Source organism: Candidatus Uabimicrobium helgolandensis, assembly GCF_041508025.1.
GTDB classification, from domain to species: domain Bacteria; phylum Planctomycetota; class Uabimicrobiia; order Uabimicrobiales; family Uabimicrobiaceae; genus Uabimicrobium; species Uabimicrobium helgolandensis.
On the sequence record NZ_CP165719.1, the window covers coordinates 7,548,777 to 7,565,650 of the forward strand.

16 protein-coding genes are annotated in these 16,874 nt (G+C 33.8%); 5 read left to right on the forward strand and 11 right to left on the reverse strand.

Annotated features, from left to right (window positions below; genetic code table 11):
* Positions 1 to 342: 342 nt before the first annotated feature.
* Positions 343 to 1,071: a TrmH family RNA methyltransferase gene (locus UABHE_RS27890; RefSeq protein ID WP_372366602.1), complete on the reverse strand. Its 729-nt coding sequence runs from the start codon at positions 1,069 to 1,071 to the stop codon at positions 343 to 345.
* 430 nt (positions 1,072 to 1,501) lie between these two features.
* On the opposite strand from UABHE_RS27890, the gene UABHE_RS27895 reads away from it, so the two are divergent.
* From UABHE_RS27895 to UABHE_RS27915, 5 genes are all read left to right on the forward strand, one after another.
* Positions 1,502 to 1,861: a hypothetical protein gene (locus UABHE_RS27895; protein ID WP_372366603.1), complete on the forward strand. Its 360-nt coding sequence runs from the start codon at positions 1,502 to 1,504 to the stop codon at positions 1,859 to 1,861.
* A 41-nt stretch (positions 1,862 to 1,902) separates the two neighbouring features.
* Positions 1,903 to 2,322 (forward strand): hypothetical protein, encoded by a 420-nt coding sequence (locus UABHE_RS27900; RefSeq protein WP_372366604.1) that lies wholly within the window; start codon positions 1,903 to 1,905, stop codon positions 2,320 to 2,322.
* Positions 2,323 to 2,675: 353 nt separating this feature from the next.
* Entirely contained in the window at positions 2,676 to 4,601 is a 1,926-nt protein-coding gene (locus UABHE_RS27905) for a CBS domain-containing protein (RefSeq protein ID WP_372366605.1), read from the forward strand.
* A gap of 6 nt (positions 4,602 to 4,607) precedes the next feature.
* Positions 4,608 to 5,546, forward strand: a complete 939-nt coding sequence (locus UABHE_RS27910) for a succinylglutamate desuccinylase/aspartoacylase family protein (RefSeq protein WP_372366606.1) — start codon at positions 4,608 to 4,610, stop codon at positions 5,544 to 5,546.
* A gap of 108 nt (positions 5,547 to 5,654) precedes the next feature.
* The gene (locus UABHE_RS27915; RefSeq protein WP_372366607.1) at positions 5,655 to 6,653 is read left to right on the forward strand and encodes an FHA domain-containing protein; all 999 of its coding nucleotides are present in this window, start codon (positions 5,655 to 5,657) and stop codon (positions 6,651 to 6,653) included.
* Between the two features lies 1 nt (position 6,654).
* On the opposite strand, the gene UABHE_RS27920 is transcribed toward UABHE_RS27915, so the two are convergent.
* The 10 genes from UABHE_RS27920 to UABHE_RS27965 form a co-directional block, all read right to left on the reverse strand.
* Positions 6,655 to 7,230 carry a hypothetical protein gene (locus tag UABHE_RS27920; RefSeq protein WP_372366608.1) on the reverse strand — a complete coding sequence of 192 codons (576 nt, stop codon included), beginning with the start codon at positions 7,228 to 7,230 and terminating at the stop codon, positions 6,655 to 6,657.
* Positions 7,231 to 7,726: 496 nt separating this feature from the next.
* Positions 7,727 to 8,875 (reverse strand): methionine adenosyltransferase, encoded by a 1,149-nt coding sequence (metK, locus tag UABHE_RS27925; protein ID WP_372366609.1) that lies wholly within the window; start codon positions 8,873 to 8,875, stop codon positions 7,727 to 7,729.
* 13 nt (positions 8,876 to 8,888) lie between these two features.
* Positions 8,889 to 10,157 (reverse strand): 3-deoxy-D-manno-octulosonic acid transferase, encoded by a 1,269-nt coding sequence (locus UABHE_RS27930; protein WP_372366610.1) that lies wholly within the window; start codon positions 10,155 to 10,157, stop codon positions 8,889 to 8,891.
* Between the two features lie 6 nt (positions 10,158 to 10,163).
* Entirely contained in the window at positions 10,164 to 12,308 is a 2,145-nt protein-coding gene (locus UABHE_RS27935) for a hypothetical protein (protein WP_372366611.1), read from the reverse strand.
* A gap of 416 nt (positions 12,309 to 12,724) precedes the next feature.
* Positions 12,725 to 14,221, reverse strand: a complete 1,497-nt coding sequence (locus UABHE_RS27940) for a hypothetical protein (RefSeq protein ID WP_372366612.1) — start codon at positions 14,219 to 14,221, stop codon at positions 12,725 to 12,727.
* A 51-nt stretch (positions 14,222 to 14,272) separates the two neighbouring features.
* Positions 14,273 to 15,067 (reverse strand): hypothetical protein, encoded by a 795-nt coding sequence (locus UABHE_RS27945; protein ID WP_372366613.1) that lies wholly within the window; start codon positions 15,065 to 15,067, stop codon positions 14,273 to 14,275.
* A 232-nt stretch (positions 15,068 to 15,299) separates the two neighbouring features.
* Positions 15,300 to 15,665 (reverse strand): 50S ribosomal protein L20, encoded by a 366-nt coding sequence (rplT, locus tag UABHE_RS27950; protein ID WP_372366614.1) that lies wholly within the window; start codon positions 15,663 to 15,665, stop codon positions 15,300 to 15,302.
* 12 nt (positions 15,666 to 15,677) lie between these two features.
* The gene (gene rpmI / locus UABHE_RS27955) at positions 15,678 to 15,872 is read right to left on the reverse strand and encodes a 50S ribosomal protein L35 (protein WP_372366615.1); all 195 of its coding nucleotides are present in this window, start codon (positions 15,870 to 15,872) and stop codon (positions 15,678 to 15,680) included.
* A 69-nt stretch (positions 15,873 to 15,941) separates the two neighbouring features.
* Positions 15,942 to 16,439 (reverse strand): translation initiation factor IF-3, encoded by a 498-nt coding sequence (gene infC / locus UABHE_RS27960; protein WP_372371690.1) that lies wholly within the window; start codon positions 16,437 to 16,439, stop codon positions 15,942 to 15,944.
* Between the two features lie 174 nt (positions 16,440 to 16,613).
* A complete protein-coding gene (locus UABHE_RS27965; RefSeq protein ID WP_372366616.1) occupies positions 16,614 to 16,775 on the reverse strand; it encodes a hypothetical protein in 162 nt (53 codons plus the stop codon).
* Positions 16,776 to 16,874: the final 99 nt, after the last annotated feature.

Here is a 16,874-nt window from a genome sequence, read left to right on the forward strand (position 1 = left end):
ACACTACAATTGGTTATCTAACTACAGCTAAGCTAAAATTTCTACTGTAATTTCCAAAAGTAATTCGTCCGACAACCTTGTTACAGCAAAAATAGTTCCAAATTTTAAGAAAAATTCAAGATTATATTTAAAAATCTCAAAACATTTCCTGTTTATATCCCTATAAATAAGAGTCTACAGATACCAAGTTGTTGTTTTAAAAATAGTCTAATAAAATCGCACATTTTCAAAACTTTGTCACTATTTGAAGTACCTGAATTTTGTAAAACCTAAATAGGAGCACACTCTATTTAAGACTGTAAATAATTTATATTTGTTTGAAAATTCTTTTTACCTCAAAAACTAACAATACAAGTATAACAGTATTCCTCCTGCAATAGCAATGTTTAGAGACTCGACGTTTTGCGTTGGTATTTTCACTTTGTGGTGAGCTCTTTTCTCGATAATAGAACTAACCCCATGCGCTTCGCTTCCTAAAAATACAGCTCGTTTGCAAGGAACATTTATAGAGCGAGGATTTAAGCCATTATCAACACAGGTGACTATATAGGATACACCTATGTCCTCAAAACAGGACAAAACATCAGCCGTAGATGAATAAAAAACCGATTGGCGAAATAATGACCCCATAGTTGAACGAACAGTTTTAGGATTATAGACTTCAACGCTTTCTCCGATAAGAATAACGGCGTCCCAGTTAAAGGCCTCTGCTGTTCTAATAATTGTACCTACATTTCCTGGATCTGCGACATTTTCTAACACAACAAATTTACTTCCACATAAAGAATCAAGTGCATGCTTTTTTTGCTTAGCACGTATGATAATAGGTGATGGTGTCTTTGTTGTACATAGTTTGGATATTTTATTCTGTGCAAGAGTAATAGTAGGGATACCTTCTTCTATTATTTTGCTTGCTAGTTTTTTTCCACGAGTGTTTTTTAAAAGCTCGTCTGAAAAATAAGCTTGTTCTATTTTGTAATTTGAAGTAATAACTTCTTCACAAATTCTTATACCTTCAACAAGAAATTCTTGAGAAATTTTGCGGTATTTTTTTTGGTGTAGTTGCTTCAAATATTTTTCGTGTGTTTTTGTCAACATTATGTATAATAAGTACTAAAATATATTGTGAGTTTTATCTAAAAAAATATTGCAATATTTTTAAATTTAGAGATGATTGTTCATCAAATTTCAAAATCTTTTCTGTATTATCCTAAATGCCTAGCTCAATTAAAAAAATAGATACAAAACAAAACAAACATAATTTTATGTTTTAAAAATATTTTGCCTTATTGTCTAGATTGATGCATTCTATAGATTGTATACGTTTGATGAATTTTTTTGACTAATACAGTACATTTTCGTTTAAATTTATTAAGATTATAATAAACGATATGTTGTAGTGAAATTCTATAACAATGCGCTAGCAAAAGTCAAGTTATGATTCCCATAATTTTGTGTTGGAGTAAGATTAACATAATTTGTGTACTGGAGTAAATTTATAGTGAGCCAACTACTTCTTTATAGTTCAGATAAAGGTTCTGGAAATGCACTACACAGACTTTTAAACAACCACAACTTTAATCTCACTCTACTGCAAAAAACAGAAGAATTAGTTGAGAAGATAAGGTTTGGGCAAGCGGATGTTGTGGTTTTAGATTTGAATTCTATTAGCTGTTTATACAGCGAACTCCGCATTTTTTTTGAAATGGCAGAAGATATTCCAGTCGTCATTCTTACTCCATACGATTTATGCGCACAAGAAATTAAGAATATTCCACAAAACGAATTATGTCACTTTTTGTCAAAACCAATATCAACAACACAACTAGAAAAACTGTTAACGGAACTTATTTCCTTGTAAAATTTGGTAAATTCCTAAGATATGGAGCGTCTTAGTTTGTTATGATTACAAAAAATTTATACATACTTTTTTTTATACTTACTTTTGCAACTAGCTGTCTTGCACCAAAAAAAGACATCCAGGTAGCCGGAGTATATGCATATCCAGAAAAAGAGGATAATAAAGAAATATACGAACTTATTATTTCATTAACATCATCTAATTTTTTTGAATATACTCAAGCGGCAAGAAAACTAATAAAAAAAGGTGAAGACGCTTTAGCAATGTTAGTAAAATATAAGCATTTAACAAGAGAAGTAGATGGAATCAATCTAGTTGTTTGTACCTCAACAATAAAAATTATACTAAAACAACAAAAAACTTCATGGCTAGAGCAACGCCAAAAAACAGCAATACCAGAACTGCAAAAGTTTATCCAACAAGAATTTAAAAAGAGAGTCAACCCTTCTGCTAAAAACTAAGTACATTGGTTCATAAACTATTTCTCATTATGACACAGATAATTTGAGTGTTCAGTTGTAGTACTATAACTAAAAAGTAACGACACAAACATTCAAAAGTACAAGTTAGAATGTGTAAAACTTTTGATTTGTATGTACTAAGGTGTGTGGAAATAAATAATATACTTAATTTTACGCTGGTACTTTATCCATCAGTTAGGCATTTTGAATGCGCATAGTCTATTTCTATAAATAAGAAATAACACTGATGCATAAAGGTCAAGTAAAAGGAACATATTCCATATACCTAAAAAGCAACCAGTTGTTTCTCATTCTCCTTTTACAAATTTTATAAAAAATAGGTGAGGTAAAAAATGGGTGAGCAAAATGTTCGCAACGAAAACGATCCCAAACAATTGCGCCATTTTATGAAGCATGTGTTAGAAGACCTTAGAGCATTAGAAGAAATGCTAAGTACTCCTGATTTTTTTGAGACCAATATTCGTAGAATTGGTGCTGAGCAAGAACTTTTTTTAGTTGATAACGCTTGGCGGCCAGCACCTGTAGCAGAAAAAATACTACAAGCAGTAGAAGATGAGCATTTCACAACCGAGCTCGCGAAATTTAACATAGAAGCAAACTTAGATCCTGTTGTATTTGGTGGCGATTGCCTGCGAAAAATGGAACAGCAACTTAACGGTCTTCTTGATCATCTTAGGGGAGTGACAAGCGCAATAGACACGGAATTTATTATGACGGGTATATTGCCTACACTAAGAAAATCAGACCTTGGTCTAGAAAATATGACGCAAAATCCGCGATATTTTGCACTAAACGACGCAATGAATCGTTTGCGTAAAAGTGAATATCAATTCCAAATGCGAGGAAAAGACGAATTAATTGTTCGCCATGATTCTATCATGCTTGAAGCATGCAACACTAGTTTTCAAGTCCACTTTCAGGTAAGCCCTAATGAATTTGCAAAACTATACAATTTCGCTCAAACCATTACCGCACCAGTCCTAGCAGCAGCAACAAATTCTCCGATGTTATTCGGACGTAGACTGTGGAAAGAAACAAGAATTGCTGTTTTCCAACAAGCTGTAGACACAAGGAACCCTGGATTAGAATTAAATAATCGCACATCGCGCGTTAGTTTTGGCGACAATTGGCTCCAATCATCAATACTCGAAATATTTAAAGATAATATAGCCCGTTTTAGGGTACTTCTAGGCGCAGAAGATATAGGGAAAGAGAAACCTTTTGAAAAACTAGCACAAGGTATTCCACCGCGCTTGAAAGCACTTATGTTACACAATGGTACAATCTATCGTTGGAATCGTCCTTGTTATGGTATTAGTGACAGCGGAAAACCTCATCTTCGTATAGAAAACAGAGTAATTCCTTCAGGGCCAACTGTTTTAGATGAAATGGCTAACTCCGCATTGTTTTTCGGTTTGATGAGTGGCCTGAGTGATATTTACGATGACATTACAGAAGTAATGGATTTTGATGATGCGAAAGCAAATTTCCTTGCTGCCTCGCGCTTAGGGCTAGATGCTCAATTCACTTGGATCGAAGGAAAAGTCATTCCTGCTCAAAAACTCATATGCGATCAACTTATACCTCTTGCAAAGCGCGGTTTAGAAAAATATGGGATAGACGCTAGTGATATAGATCGCTATCTCGGAGTTATAGAAAAAAGAGTAACAAAAGGAACAAACGGCGCAGAATGGCTACTTGCTTCGCGAAATAAACTTCAAAGTCAGGGGACTCCCGACCAAGTACTTGCAGCAGTAACTTCTGCAACGGTTAAAAACCAAAAAACGGGACAACCTGTTCATGAATGGCCTTTAGCAAGTATCGAAGATGCTGGTAAATGGAAAAATAACTATATGACTGTTGGGCAATTTATGACAACTAACATATTTACTGTACACGAAGATGAACTCATTGAGCTGGTTGCAAATCTAATGGATTGGAACCATATTAGACACGTCATTGTAGAAAACGACGAAGGCAATGTAGTTGGAATTGTTTCATACAGAAGAATACTTCGTTTGTTTGGACGTCATGAAAGTAAAATAGACATATATTCTTCCGCTGTCAGTTCCATCATGCAAAAAAGTCTTATCACTGTTTCACCTGAAACTTCAACTCTAAAGGCAATTGAATTACTTCGAAAAAATCGAATTTCATTTTTGCCTGTTGTTAAGGGAAAACAACCACTTGGTGTAGTAACAGAAAGAGATTTTGTAAACGTAGCTGGTCAACTTTTAGAACAAATATTACGGGATTAAGTTTTAATGAACAAGAAAATAGAATACGACGCTTCAAAAAAATTCGATAGAGTATTAGTTCACGTCAAAGGAAAAAAAGAAGGCCCAGTGGTTATTGCAATGTCGGGTCTTCATGGCAATGAACCAGCAGGTGTTCTTGCTTTAGAAAAATTTGCTAAGCAGTTAAAAGAGACAGATTTTAACGGGGAGTTTATCGCCATAGCTGGACATTTACAAGCTCTCTCATTAAAAAAAAGATATATAAATAAAGACCTAAACCGTATATGGTATATGGACAATGTAAAAAAAACCAGAGAAACAGCTTTCGAAGATATAGTCTGTCCAGAAGAAAAAGAACAAAAAGAAATAATTGAGATATTAGACGAGTTTCTTAAAGATAAAAACCGCCAAATAATATTTTTTGATTTACATACCACTTCAGCCGAAGGAGCTCCATTTACATTAATAGCTGATGAACCAAAGAGCAAACAACTTGTGTCCAATTTACACGTGCCGAATATTCTTGGTTTAGCTAAAAAACTTCAAGGTACTTTTATTTATTATGTGTATTCTCTTGGCCATACAATTATTGCTTATGAAGCAGGGCAGAACCGAGCTTTTGACTCTATTGATAACTCCTCTGCGTTTTTGTGGATTATGCTCAACAATCTAGGTTTAATTCAAAAAGACAACTCTGAGTTAGAAAAATGGCAAAAAATACTCATGAAATCTTGTAATGGTCTTCCGAAATACCTCACTGTACATTATCATCATCACATAGAAGAAGATGACAAATTTACAATGCTTCCAGGGTACCGAACCTTTCAAGAAATCGAAAAAGGTGAAACACTAGCGAATGATATTAACGGTTCTATAAAAGCCCCTCTTTCAGGTAGAATCTTATTTCCTTTATATCAAGGACAAGGAAATGACGGTTTTTTTATCGTCAAAGAAGCAGCCCCTTAATAAATATCCACAACTTACAAAACAGTAAAGCAAAAGTAAATAAAACCGTAACCTGATTAGTTTGGTAGCGAAACTTTTCAGAATAATAATTTCGAATTGGAACGCAAAATGGCTATATTTTTCGTAGAAAAGCAAGACAACTATGAACCACTATTCAAAAACACACAAGTAATTGACATAAAAATAGCCATTGTTTTTGCAAAAAGATTAAGTGAGAGTGTAGAGGCTCTTCCAGGCAAGGACTATAAAAATATACCTCATGCTATATCTTGCATATACTTTGAAGATACTGATTTTTTTATCGATACGCAACATCAAACAATAGATGAGGAAGAAGAAAAATTATCTCCACCAGAGAAGGATGAAGATGGTTGGCGAAGTTCTTCGCAGCGATTAATTTATTTAATTGTGCAAATTTTTTATAGTCTAGCAGTTGGAAGATTACCTTCATCAGAAATAAAGTTCTTACCTTCAAAAATGTTGTGTAACTTATCTGAAAGTAATATGATTCTTATAAAAGAATTTCTTACATATGGTTTAGCTTTAGACAAAAAAAAACGCTACCAAACATTTAAAGAATTTTCAGAAGTTATTGATATTATTATAAAAAGACTGGCAACACAAAACACAACACGTATAGTGACAACAAAAGTCAAAAATCGTTTTAGTTATGCAAGTCAATTAAAATTATACAACTTCAAATCATCCTTAACAACTATGGTAAACATTTATGCGCCTTGCCGAGTTTTGATCGGAAGAATACTAGATATTGAAGATAAGAAATTTATCAAGAAAACTGATGTGGCAACAATTTACCAGAATTTTTTTTCTGAAGAACAAATACCAGAATATTATATAGTTATAGAAAACGACAATTGTATTTCTAGAAAACATTTACAAGTTTATATGGACAAAGAGCTAAAGAAGTCTTTTATACAAGACTTAGGAAGCACTCATGGGACAATAATATTTGCAGATAGCTCATGCGAAATAACAAGTGGTATGGCAATACAAGGTTCGAAAATGTCGTTTATCATTCCTTTTGATCAATATTTCCAAATTGGTAATACACAAATAAACATATCTACATCAAAAAAATTACATTAAGTTATAGTAGAGATATAACAGCAAAAGCTAAACCTACTGTTGCTCCAACACCTGAAACTAAAATACACAAATCCCAAAAAACACTTGTTTCAACAGTAACTTTTCCATCATCCTCATTCTTGTTTACAAGTAAGCTACGTGCTATCTTCTCTGTTAATCCTAGTTCTTCACCTGATTCCCACTTTTTGGCTAAATTTTTCTTTATCTGAGCTGTTGGGCTAATATAATTAGTCCAAACGCTACGAGAATCTCTAGATGAATCGTTCTTATCTTCTTCATATCCATAGCTATATTTATCTGCTATGTTTTCTTCTTCGTCTTCTTGCGCTCCCTCAATCCCCATCCTGATTTTTGCCGTCAAACCAATATCATTTGTCTCGCACATTTGTTTAATTTTATTGCGACGTAATCTTGTATCCTCAAGTTCTCTTTTAATTTCAGTGGTTAAACTAGCTTCCTGCGACAGTTCCTGAAATTTTTCGCGTTGCTTTTGTATATTTTCGTTTGACTTTTCTTTCACGGGAGTGATGGATTGATCATCAAAAAATTGAAAAGGATCTTTTTCTTTTGATTTCATTTTTTCCCCATCTAAAATCACACAACAAACTTTCTAGGTGTGTGGTGACTACACTGAGCCACCACATAGTAAGCTTACAAGTACTCTATAAATTTGGTTTTAATTTGTTTAGCGTTATGTATTAAGTTTTTGAGCTACATGCTTCGAGAGCTTAAAAAATGAAAACTAAGCTAAACATTTATAACTTACTCTATGGAATACTAGCTTCCTTTTTTGCCTGCACCGCGTAGTCTCTTTTTACCACTACCACAACCAGGTCTCGCGCCATGGTTTGCTTTGCTAATACGCTTGCGACGTCTACTTGTTTTAGGCATTACGATTTCCTTTCTACAAAACATATCTGTCATAAAATTGGCTATAAATTTGTATTTCCTATAATCTGTCACTCAAAGTATCAAAATATTCTCAGTTCAGTTATAACTAAACCTGCGAGGATTTTGTTACTTTTTTCTAGACCAAAGTACCTACAAATTTTTGTACAACTCTACACAAACTTCTAACCATTTTTTAAACTATCAACTTTATCGGTTCTTTCCCAAGGTAGCTTTTCAGAATCGCCACCAAAATGTCCATATTTCGCTGTATGCAAAAATATAGGACTACGTAAACCAAGATTTTCAACAATATCTTTTGGTTTGAGAGAAAAATTTTGTTCGATAAGAGATGTCAATTTTTCTTCTGCTACTTTACCTGTGCCAAAAGTATCTACTTTAATGGAAACAGGAGCTGCAACTCCAATTGCATACGCTAACTGTACTTCACAGCGATCTGCAAGGTCTGCTGCAACAATATTCTTTGCAACATATCTTGCCATGTAAGCCGCCGAACGATCTACTTTAGATGCGTCTTTTCCTGAAAAAGCTCCACCGCCATGACGCCCCATCCCACCGTACGTATCCACAATAATTTTGCGCCCTGTAAGACCACAATCACCGTGAGGACCACCTACTTCAAAAATTCCTGTAGGATTAATGTGATAAACCGTTTTATCTGTTAACAACTCGCTCGGAATTGTTGGTTGAATTACCTTTTCAATCATATCTTTGCGTAACTGTTCTTGTGACACCCCTTTTGCATGTTGCGTAGAAATTACAATTGTGGCAACGGAAATAGGTTTACCATCTTCGTAATTAATAGTTACCTGAGTTTTACCGTCTGGTCTCAAATAAGATAATTCATCGCTTTGTCTTACAGCTGCTAGTTTATTTGCTAGTTTACGCGACAAACTAATAGGTAACGGCATAAGCTCGGCTGTTTCTTTACACGCGTAACCAAACATCATACCTTGGTCACCAGCACCTTGCTCTTTGTCGCTACTTTCGTCTACACCAGCTGCAATGTCAGGAGATTGCTTATCAAGCGTTACCATTACTCCACAGCCTTTGTAATCGAAACCAATATTAGGATCGGTATAACCAATATCTTGAATTGTTTTGCGTACAACCTCTTGATAATTGATTTGCGCTTTAGTAGTAATTTCTCCAGCGATTACTACTAAACCTGTAGTAACCATTGTTTCACAAGCAACACGTGAATTTGGATCTTGTTCTAAAAGAGCATCTAATATGGCATCTGATACTTGGTCTGCGACTTTATCAGGATGTCCCATAGTTACACACTCGGATGTAAAAAGATATTTAGTCATTCCTTTAGCTTTCTTACAAATCTAACAATTTTCTACAAAAAACCAAGTTTTTCTCTACACTACCTTGCAGTTGTTCTACTTGTAGAGCAGCTTGATTTCCTATATCTGTAATTCTTGAAGGAGATTTTAGCAAATCCCACAGGGCTTTGTATAGTTCTTCTTCACATTTTATCTGCAATATAATTTTTTTTTCTACAAATAACTTGACATCAGGAAAATTTTGCATGTTGGGTCCACAAATAACCGCTTTTTTTTGAACCGCAGGTTCTATAAAATTTTGTCCCCCATGCTGAATTAAACTTCCACCGACAAATACTACATTGGCTAATCCATATAAACTAACTAATTGCCCCATAGTGTCACCAACAATCACTTCGTTTATAGTTAACTCACTCTTTTGATTAAGGTCACTTAAAAGATACGGATCAAAACCAAATTCTTTTGCATATGTTCTAACTCGTTCTTTTCTTTCTGGGTGACGTGGTACAATAAGTAAGCGAACATCAGTAAAATCGTTTGTCAGTTTTTTATATGTACTTAAAAGAGCTTTTTCTTCTGGATCATGAGTGCTTCCACAAACGATGAGTAAGTGGTGCTCCTTTATACCACACTGAGCTTTTATAGTTTCTAATTCTTCGCTTTTAGGAATCTGCAATGAAATAGCATCGTATTTTAAATTTCCAGTAATTGAAATGCGTTCTTTTTCAATACCTAGTTTTTGTAAACGTGAGGAATACAGAGAACTTTGTACCGAAAAATAATCAATACTACCGGTCATTTTATGAAATAGCTTACCTAAATAGGCGTAACGATTGCAAGACCTTTCAGAAAAACGACCGTTTACTAGGAGCACTCGACTATTATATTTTTTAGCATAGTATAAAAAATTAGGCCAAATCTCAAGTTCTACTAATACTATCAGTTTAGGAGAAAGTTTTCGTAAATAGCTCTTTACAGACCATGAAAAATCAAGAGGAAAAGAAGAAACAGTGTCCTCAGGGTAAAGAGTTTTTGCAATTTTTAAACCGTTACTTGATGTAGAAGAAATAAAAAAGCGCTTTCCAGGATATATACTTTTTAAAGAAGCTATCAGACTCTGCGCCGCTTTTATTTCTCCTACAGATACTCCATGAATCCAGATATCAATCTCTGGATATTTTGAAAAACCTAATCTCGCTAAAAGTGTTCGCCAATCTTTACCTTGTACAAATATTCGATACAAAATAAAAGGAAAAGCAAATATCAAACCTATAAAATAAACAACATTTAAAATATATGGCATTTACAACTACTTAAATGATTCCAAAAACATTTTGAAGTTATTTAGTTCTTTATCAATAATTTTGTTGGGTGCTACTAAACGAAAAAAGTACGGCCCTTCTTTGGTGTCAACTACACCATTAAGCGCTGCGTAGTTTGGTGTAGGTTCACCACCTTGAGCCATAGGAGATGATTTGACAACAAAAGTACCGCTTAGATAAAGTAGAGCAGCCTTTGTACTACTTAACTTTATCATTTCTTTTTTGTCTACCTTCTCAAACTGCCCTTCCCAACGGCGTACATTTTGTTGCACTCTTTCTTCAAAAGAAGAAAATTGATCTGCACCAAAATGGAAAACAGGTATAGAGTATTCGTTATGCGCGCGCAATCGAAATTCGGCTTTACGCATATTGGATTTTGGAGAAACTTGTTCCCAAGCACCCGGAACCGTAACGGAATACCCACTAATTTTTACTGTGGAGCTTGATCCAGCTACTACTTGCTCATCTTTTTGCTCGCGTTCATCTGCTTGCTCGCGCACATCGGCAAAATCAGCATCATCTTCTTTTAAAAGATGCTCATCATCATGGTCACCATGAGAATGCTGGTGATATGAATTTAGGAACACTTTAAAGTCTTCAAGATTATTATCAGCAATCTTTTTTGGAGCAGATAGTCGGAAAAAATATGGCCCATTTACTGTATCAATAAGAGCATTTAATACTACATATCCAGGAGTCTTTTTTCCATCGGCCTTAGGGAACGGTTTCACAAAAAAAGTACCTTCTAAATACAAAAGCGCAGATTTCGGCGCAGTTAATTCGATTTCTTTTTCTGCGTCTATTTTGTCAAACTGCTTTTTCCAACGAGAAAAGTTTTCTTTTGTACGTTGGTCCAAAGAAGTAAACTGATCTTTCCCAAAATGAAACACAACGACTGTGTGGTCAGGATGATCACGCAAACGAAGCTCTGCTTTGCGCATATTTGATGAAGGAGCTATCTTTTCCCACGAAGATGGAACACTTAAAGCAAACTCTCCAAAGTCAATTTCTTCTGAACTACCAACTTCTTTTTTGGCGCGATGAGAATTAAGAAAAGAAACCATATTTGTCAATTGCTTGTCAATTACTGACTGAGGCGCTTCTAACCTAAAGTAAAAAGGACCTTCTCTAGAGGGAATGACGGCATTTAAAACACAAAAGTTCTCAATTTCTTTGCCTTCTTCCGAAAACATACTTTCTTTTTTGAAAAAAGTACCACGAAAATACCTTAGAGCTAAATTAGATTGCTCTAAGGAGATGCGTTTTTCTTCTTTTAATTCAACAAATTGGCTACGCCAGCGATCAATATTTTTTTGTACAATTTCCTCTGTATTGAAATCTACTTGGCCAAAGTTAAATGCAATTACAGTATACTCACTATTATCTTTAAGAGAAAATTCTGCCACACGCATTTCTTTTTGCGGCGCAATCTCAAGCCATTCTTTCGGAACCGCTAAAGAAAAAGGACCAAAATCAAAGCGATTGCCAACAGCATCATTATCGCCTTCAACTATAGTAGTTGACGTTTTCATTCCCTTCAAAGCTGCTTCAACAAGTTCGTCCTGATTTGTAGCTTCTAAATGCAAGTTAGTCTTTTCTGAAACTTCACGATAGGAATTTAAAAATGCCATGAAATTTGCTCGTTCTTGCTCTATTTCTTTTTGTGGTCCGTCGATCCAAAAATTTAATGTTTCTCCTGATGTAGAAACTACAGCACTTAAAACAGCATAGTTATAAAACTTATTAAAACTTTTAGATTTTGCATACGGTCTTTTTAAGAGAGTTCCCTTAAGAGAAAATAACTTTATTTTTCCATCACACAAATCCATTTGTTTTTCTTCGGTCATAGAAGTAAAGCGCTTTTTTAATTTTGCGAAGTATACTTTTTGTAACTGTTCAGAATCAACAACTCTACCAAATGAATGACCTACAATTTCTACTTTACTTTGTGGATTTACAAACTCCAAGATGTGAAGCGTTGTCATTTCCTGCCATTCACGAGGAATATCCATCACGATGTTTGCGTATTCGAAGATAGACACTGTCTTCGCTGTTTTTTCTGAAGTTTCCTCCTGTTGCTTTACGCAAGAAGAAACGAAAAGTAATACGAAACATAGTATCACTAGACGCATATAAATCCTTTCTTTGTTTTATTTTGCTGTTGTGTAAGTGGCTGATAAGCAGTCACCTAAGTGAGTGATAAAAAAACTTTAAATATATTTAAAATCAGCGTAGAATTAGAGTATTAGAGTAAGGATTACCTGGTGGGTACGTAACTACATATCCAGGTTTGATACTAATATTATTCTCAAAGACAGCTGAATACCTCAAAAAACTTCATAGCTCACTTATAAAAAAATAGTTTTCTATTCTAGCATATAAATATTCATAATCAAAGTGTCCATATATTTTTATTTCTCGCTCAACAATAGGAAAGGAAATAGTGGATTTGTGGTATAATTTGTGTAGGAAACGAAGAATCACAAAATCAAGACTAAAAAGCTCAAAGTCAGAAGTAATCGAGAAATCAATAGAGTCTATTAGCTAGTTACTTCTTTTCTTTCCACCACAAAAAGATCAAAAGAACACAACAACAGTACACTAGAAAACGTCTCATTTCCCATAAAGATTTACTAGAAAAAGAAAGTGAATAATCGTTTTCGATGGTGGTTGATAAACCAATATTATTTGATTCTTGTTCGGAGATATGATTATAGACATCACTACCACTATGACGTATTTCTTGTTGAAATTCATTTGTTAACTCATAGTGAAAGTTATTGCGGTATGGAAAAAAAAAATCGAAGTAGTTTACCCAAAAGATAGCAAAAGATGGCAATTCAGGCCAGTTACTGTTATGTAAATCAAAGCCAATGTACAAGAAACTTTTGTTCCACACAATAATTGGACCATCTTGCGTATGTAATAATGCATTTCCAGAAAATTTTTGCAGTGAATTTGCTTTTGAAATCGACATATTTGGCTGAACCCATTCTGACAACGGGTGAGCAATAAAGTAAAAATCGCTTGGTTGTTGAATAAATTTTTGCTTTGTTTTTGGTGGAGGAATATTTAGAAATATAGTTCTTTGTTGATTGTTATATTTGCTTGTTAAAACGTACGACAAACTCTCTTTTTCTATTGTTTTTACTCCTGGAATTTTCGAAAACAAAGGCGCGAAAAGAGAATAGTGTGTTGTAGGAACACTCACAACAACAAAATCTTGTTTAGAAGCACAAACTATATTATCTAAGAAAAAATTATCTTTTTCTTCTATAGCTAGAAATAATCTATCGATACTGGTATCTTCAACGATAAAAGAATGAGAAAATGTACCTCTTCCATCAATAAATATTTTTTTATTCCAAATCGCGTTTTTTTTGTTTGTAACGACAATCGAAACTTTTGATTTGTTAATAGAAAAATTTTTTAGCAAGAAAAAAATCTGCCATTTTCCAGGAGCTACCTGCTGTGAATTAAATTTTATAATTCCAACATTATCTGTCGTAGCATTGCCAATTAGTAATTTTTTACCTGGCCAATGCTCTAAATTCTCTGTGCCATCTGCAATGATAAAGGTGTCATCAAATCCAGTAAAGTTAATATTGGTAAGAATAGATGCTATATTGCTAGATAAGTGTGTACAAGAACGACTTCCTAAGGCAAACTCAATATCTTGACGTGTGCCAATGATATGCTCTTTTTTGGGAAATAATATCAACTCAACATGATCAGAATCAGAAAAATTTTTTAGCAACTCTCTAATGCGTTTTTTACCTTTATCAAACAAAGTTATTTTTTTGTCTAAAGTCATCATACTTGATGAACGGTCAAGTATAATTAAAAATTTGTTATTTTCTGTAAACCAGGCGGGTCGCGCCAAGGCAGTAACAAGTAATAAATATATAAATAGAGCTAGCCATGTAAAATTTGTTTTCAAGTACCAAGTATCTTTTGTTGTTAGTGCAAAATTCCACAATTCGAGACTTGAAACCTTACTCTGCGGTATATTTTTCCAGTGCCGTATAAAAAAAATAAGCCCCAAAAAAAACCATAAACCTGGAGCAAATAAAAATTCAAACAGATATTTTCCCTTTTAAAAACTTTCTAATTCGATCAAGATATTTTCTAACTGCATACTACTTCTAGTCGATAAGTCAAAAGAAAGCAAATACTCAATCAATGCTTCAATATCTTGAGAGCGACTTCTTTTCAAATAACTTTGATGAGAACGAACAAACCTTGATACTTTGTTAATTATATAAAAAGCACCGCGATTTTCTAAACTTTTCAAATGAGCAATAAACTTTATAACATTTATATTTTTTATTTTGTACACATTTCTAGTACGACTTGTCGTATGATATCGCTCAAAATAAAAACCACTACTAATTTTTATCTTACTAGCAAAACGCGAAACAGATAAAGTGTAAAGTGTACCTTTTTTAGTTTTTTTCTTTGAAATCAAATGTTTTTCTAATATTTGTTTCTCTACAAAAAATTCATATGGGTATTTTACCCCATCAACAATATGGTAATCCTTCGCGATTAAGAAATGTTGTTTTCGCAATCGAGTTAATTTATCACATTGTATTAACATCGGACCAATTCCTGGTTGAACAACAATATTAGAATTAACAGTTTCGTATTTGGTAAATCTTATTTTTAAGTCAAGCTCAACTCCAATAGAAAACAAAGTTTTTCCCGTGATATTTTTCTTGAGATTCTCGTCTATGATCTCAAAAGCATCAGCTTTATTTCCTAATGAATCAATAATAGAGAAACTAAGTGACCTAAATGGTTTATGCGGATGAATAACATATTGCATTTCCGAAACTTCGTCAGCTATCACACTACTAATTATTACAAATAGAATTATAAAGTATCTCATTATCATCTCCTTTTAAGTAAAGTCACTGCTGAAACACATTTTGTGTTTAAAGCTTATTTGACTTGCAATTAGATCAATTGCCTTATTGCTATACCAATATTAGAAGACAATAGGAGAGTATCTTTATTCAAAAAAATTTAAAATTTTATCGAGAGATAGTGGTGGTGCGTGCAACAATCGGAAGATAGAGGAGTGAAGTTAACAAGCATTGAATAACAATGCTTGTTAAGATTTAACTTGCGGCTTTAAGATTTTCTTTTGCTAATTCGATTAGGCTATCAAAACCTTTAGGATCATTGATCGCCATTTCTGACAATACTTTTCTGTTGAGTTCAACATTAGCATTTTTTAAAGCATACATAAATTGACTGTAGCTTAAGCCTTTTTCTCTTACAGCTGCATTAATGCGAATAATCCACAACTTACGAAAATCTCTTTTTTTCACTTTGCGGTCTCTGTACGCATAATTTTGAGAACGAATATAAGATTCCTTAGCTGTACGCAGAAGTTTACTACGACCACCTCGGTATCCTTTTACTTTCTTCATTAATCTTTTTTTGCGTTTATGTCTTGCAACACTACATGTAACTCTAGGCATTCTATTCTTCCTTTACTTAGCGATACAATCGAGGAATTTCTTCGTCATTCCATCACTTACTAATCGTTGTTTTCTCAATTGCCTTCTTGTTTTTGATGTTTTTGCAGCCTGTAAGTGACGTCTTCCAGGTCTGTTACGGACTAATTTTCCTTTAGCCGTTATCTTGACTCTTTTGGCAACTGATTTATTTGTTTTTTGCTTTGGCATAGTTTCTCACAGTACTCTTAAGTACTGTGCCTCCATAATCTACATCATAAGTTATTTTGTTAGAATTTATTATTTAGGAGCTACTAACATCGTCATGCGTCGGCCTTCTAACTTGGGCATTTTTTCCACTTTGGCTATTTCTAATAACTCTTCAACCCAGCCTTGCAGTAATGATTCAGCCATACTCACATGCGCCATTTCTCGTCCGCGAAAATTCATGCTGATAAGAACTTTATCACCTTGAGCAATAAATTGCTTTATTTTTTTTAATTTTACTAACTTGTCATGCTCACCGATTTTGGGCCGTAAACGAATTTCTTTTTGCTGAGGATTTTTCTTTTTCTTGTCTTTCTTTTTTTGGTGATATTTCAATTTACCGTAGTCTAAAATCCGGCATACAGGAGGCGAAGCATCTGGCGATACTTCAACTAAATCTGTACCAGTCTCTTCTGCTATTTTTAAACCTTCCTCAGCAGTCATAACTCCCAAATTTTTTCCATCACCATCAATCACTAAAATCTGAGGAGCGCGAATCTTGTCGTTAATTCTATAATTTTGTTGGCTAATAAATCAATCTCCTAAATACACAAAAATAACTTATATCTAGCCATAGTGGGAGTAAAAGCATACTCTTAACAAAAAATATACAACACTCATAAAGTAAACACTAAAAAGCTACTATATACAAAAAATTTCCCAAAAAGTCAATATGCGACCTCAAAAAAATCCATAAACAATAAATTATTCCTCTTTTTTGCTAGCTTCTTGAATTTGTTTTACTTCATCATTTGAAAAGATCTTAGTGTCAGAAGTTTTACTAGCTTCTTTAATTTCTTTAACTTCTTCATTGGAAAAAACATGTGTGCTGTGCCGCTCTTTATTTTCTTCTGAATCTTCAGGCATATTTTATTCCTTTAGTTATAGTGATTAAATATTTTTAGAGAGGTTAGGCATGTTCTACGAATATTTTGAGAAATATCAACAAATAGAGACGCCCTGGAG

Coding starts and splice junctions, on each gene's coding strand:
- UABHE_RS27900 (WP_372366604.1), top strand. CDS start 1,903: ATGATTACAAAAAATTTATACATACTTTTTTTTATACTTACTTTTGCA.
- UABHE_RS27905 (WP_372366605.1), top strand. CDS start 2,676: ATGGGTGAGCAAAATGTTCGCAACGAAAACGATCCCAAACAATTGCGC.
- UABHE_RS27910 (WP_372366606.1), top strand. CDS start 4,608: ATGAACAAGAAAATAGAATACGACGCTTCAAAAAAATTCGATAGAGTA.
- UABHE_RS27915 (WP_372366607.1), top strand. CDS start 5,655: ATGGCTATATTTTTCGTAGAAAAGCAAGACAACTATGAACCACTATTC.
- UABHE_RS27920 (WP_372366608.1), bottom strand. CDS start 7,230: ATGAAATCAAAAGAAAAAGATCCTTTTCAATTTTTTGATGATCAATCC.
- metK (WP_372366609.1), bottom strand. CDS start 8,875: ATGACTAAATATCTTTTTACATCCGAGTGTGTAACTATGGGACATCCT.
- UABHE_RS27930 (WP_372366610.1), bottom strand. CDS start 10,157: ATGCCATATATTTTAAATGTTGTTTATTTTATAGGTTTGATATTTGCT.
- UABHE_RS27935 (WP_372366611.1), bottom strand. CDS start 12,308: ATGCGTCTAGTGATACTATGTTTCGTATTACTTTTCGTTTCTTCTTGC.
- UABHE_RS27945 (WP_372366613.1), bottom strand. CDS start 15,067: ATGAGATACTTTATAATTCTATTTGTAATAATTAGTAGTGTGATAGCT.
- rplT (WP_372366614.1), bottom strand. CDS start 15,665: ATGCCTAGAGTTACATGTAGTGTTGCAAGACATAAACGCAAAAAAAGA.
- rpmI (WP_372366615.1), bottom strand. CDS start 15,872: ATGCCAAAGCAAAAAACAAATAAATCAGTTGCCAAAAGAGTCAAGATA.
- UABHE_RS27965 (WP_372366616.1), bottom strand. CDS start 16,775: ATGCCTGAAGATTCAGAAGAAAATAAAGAGCGGCACAGCACACATGTT.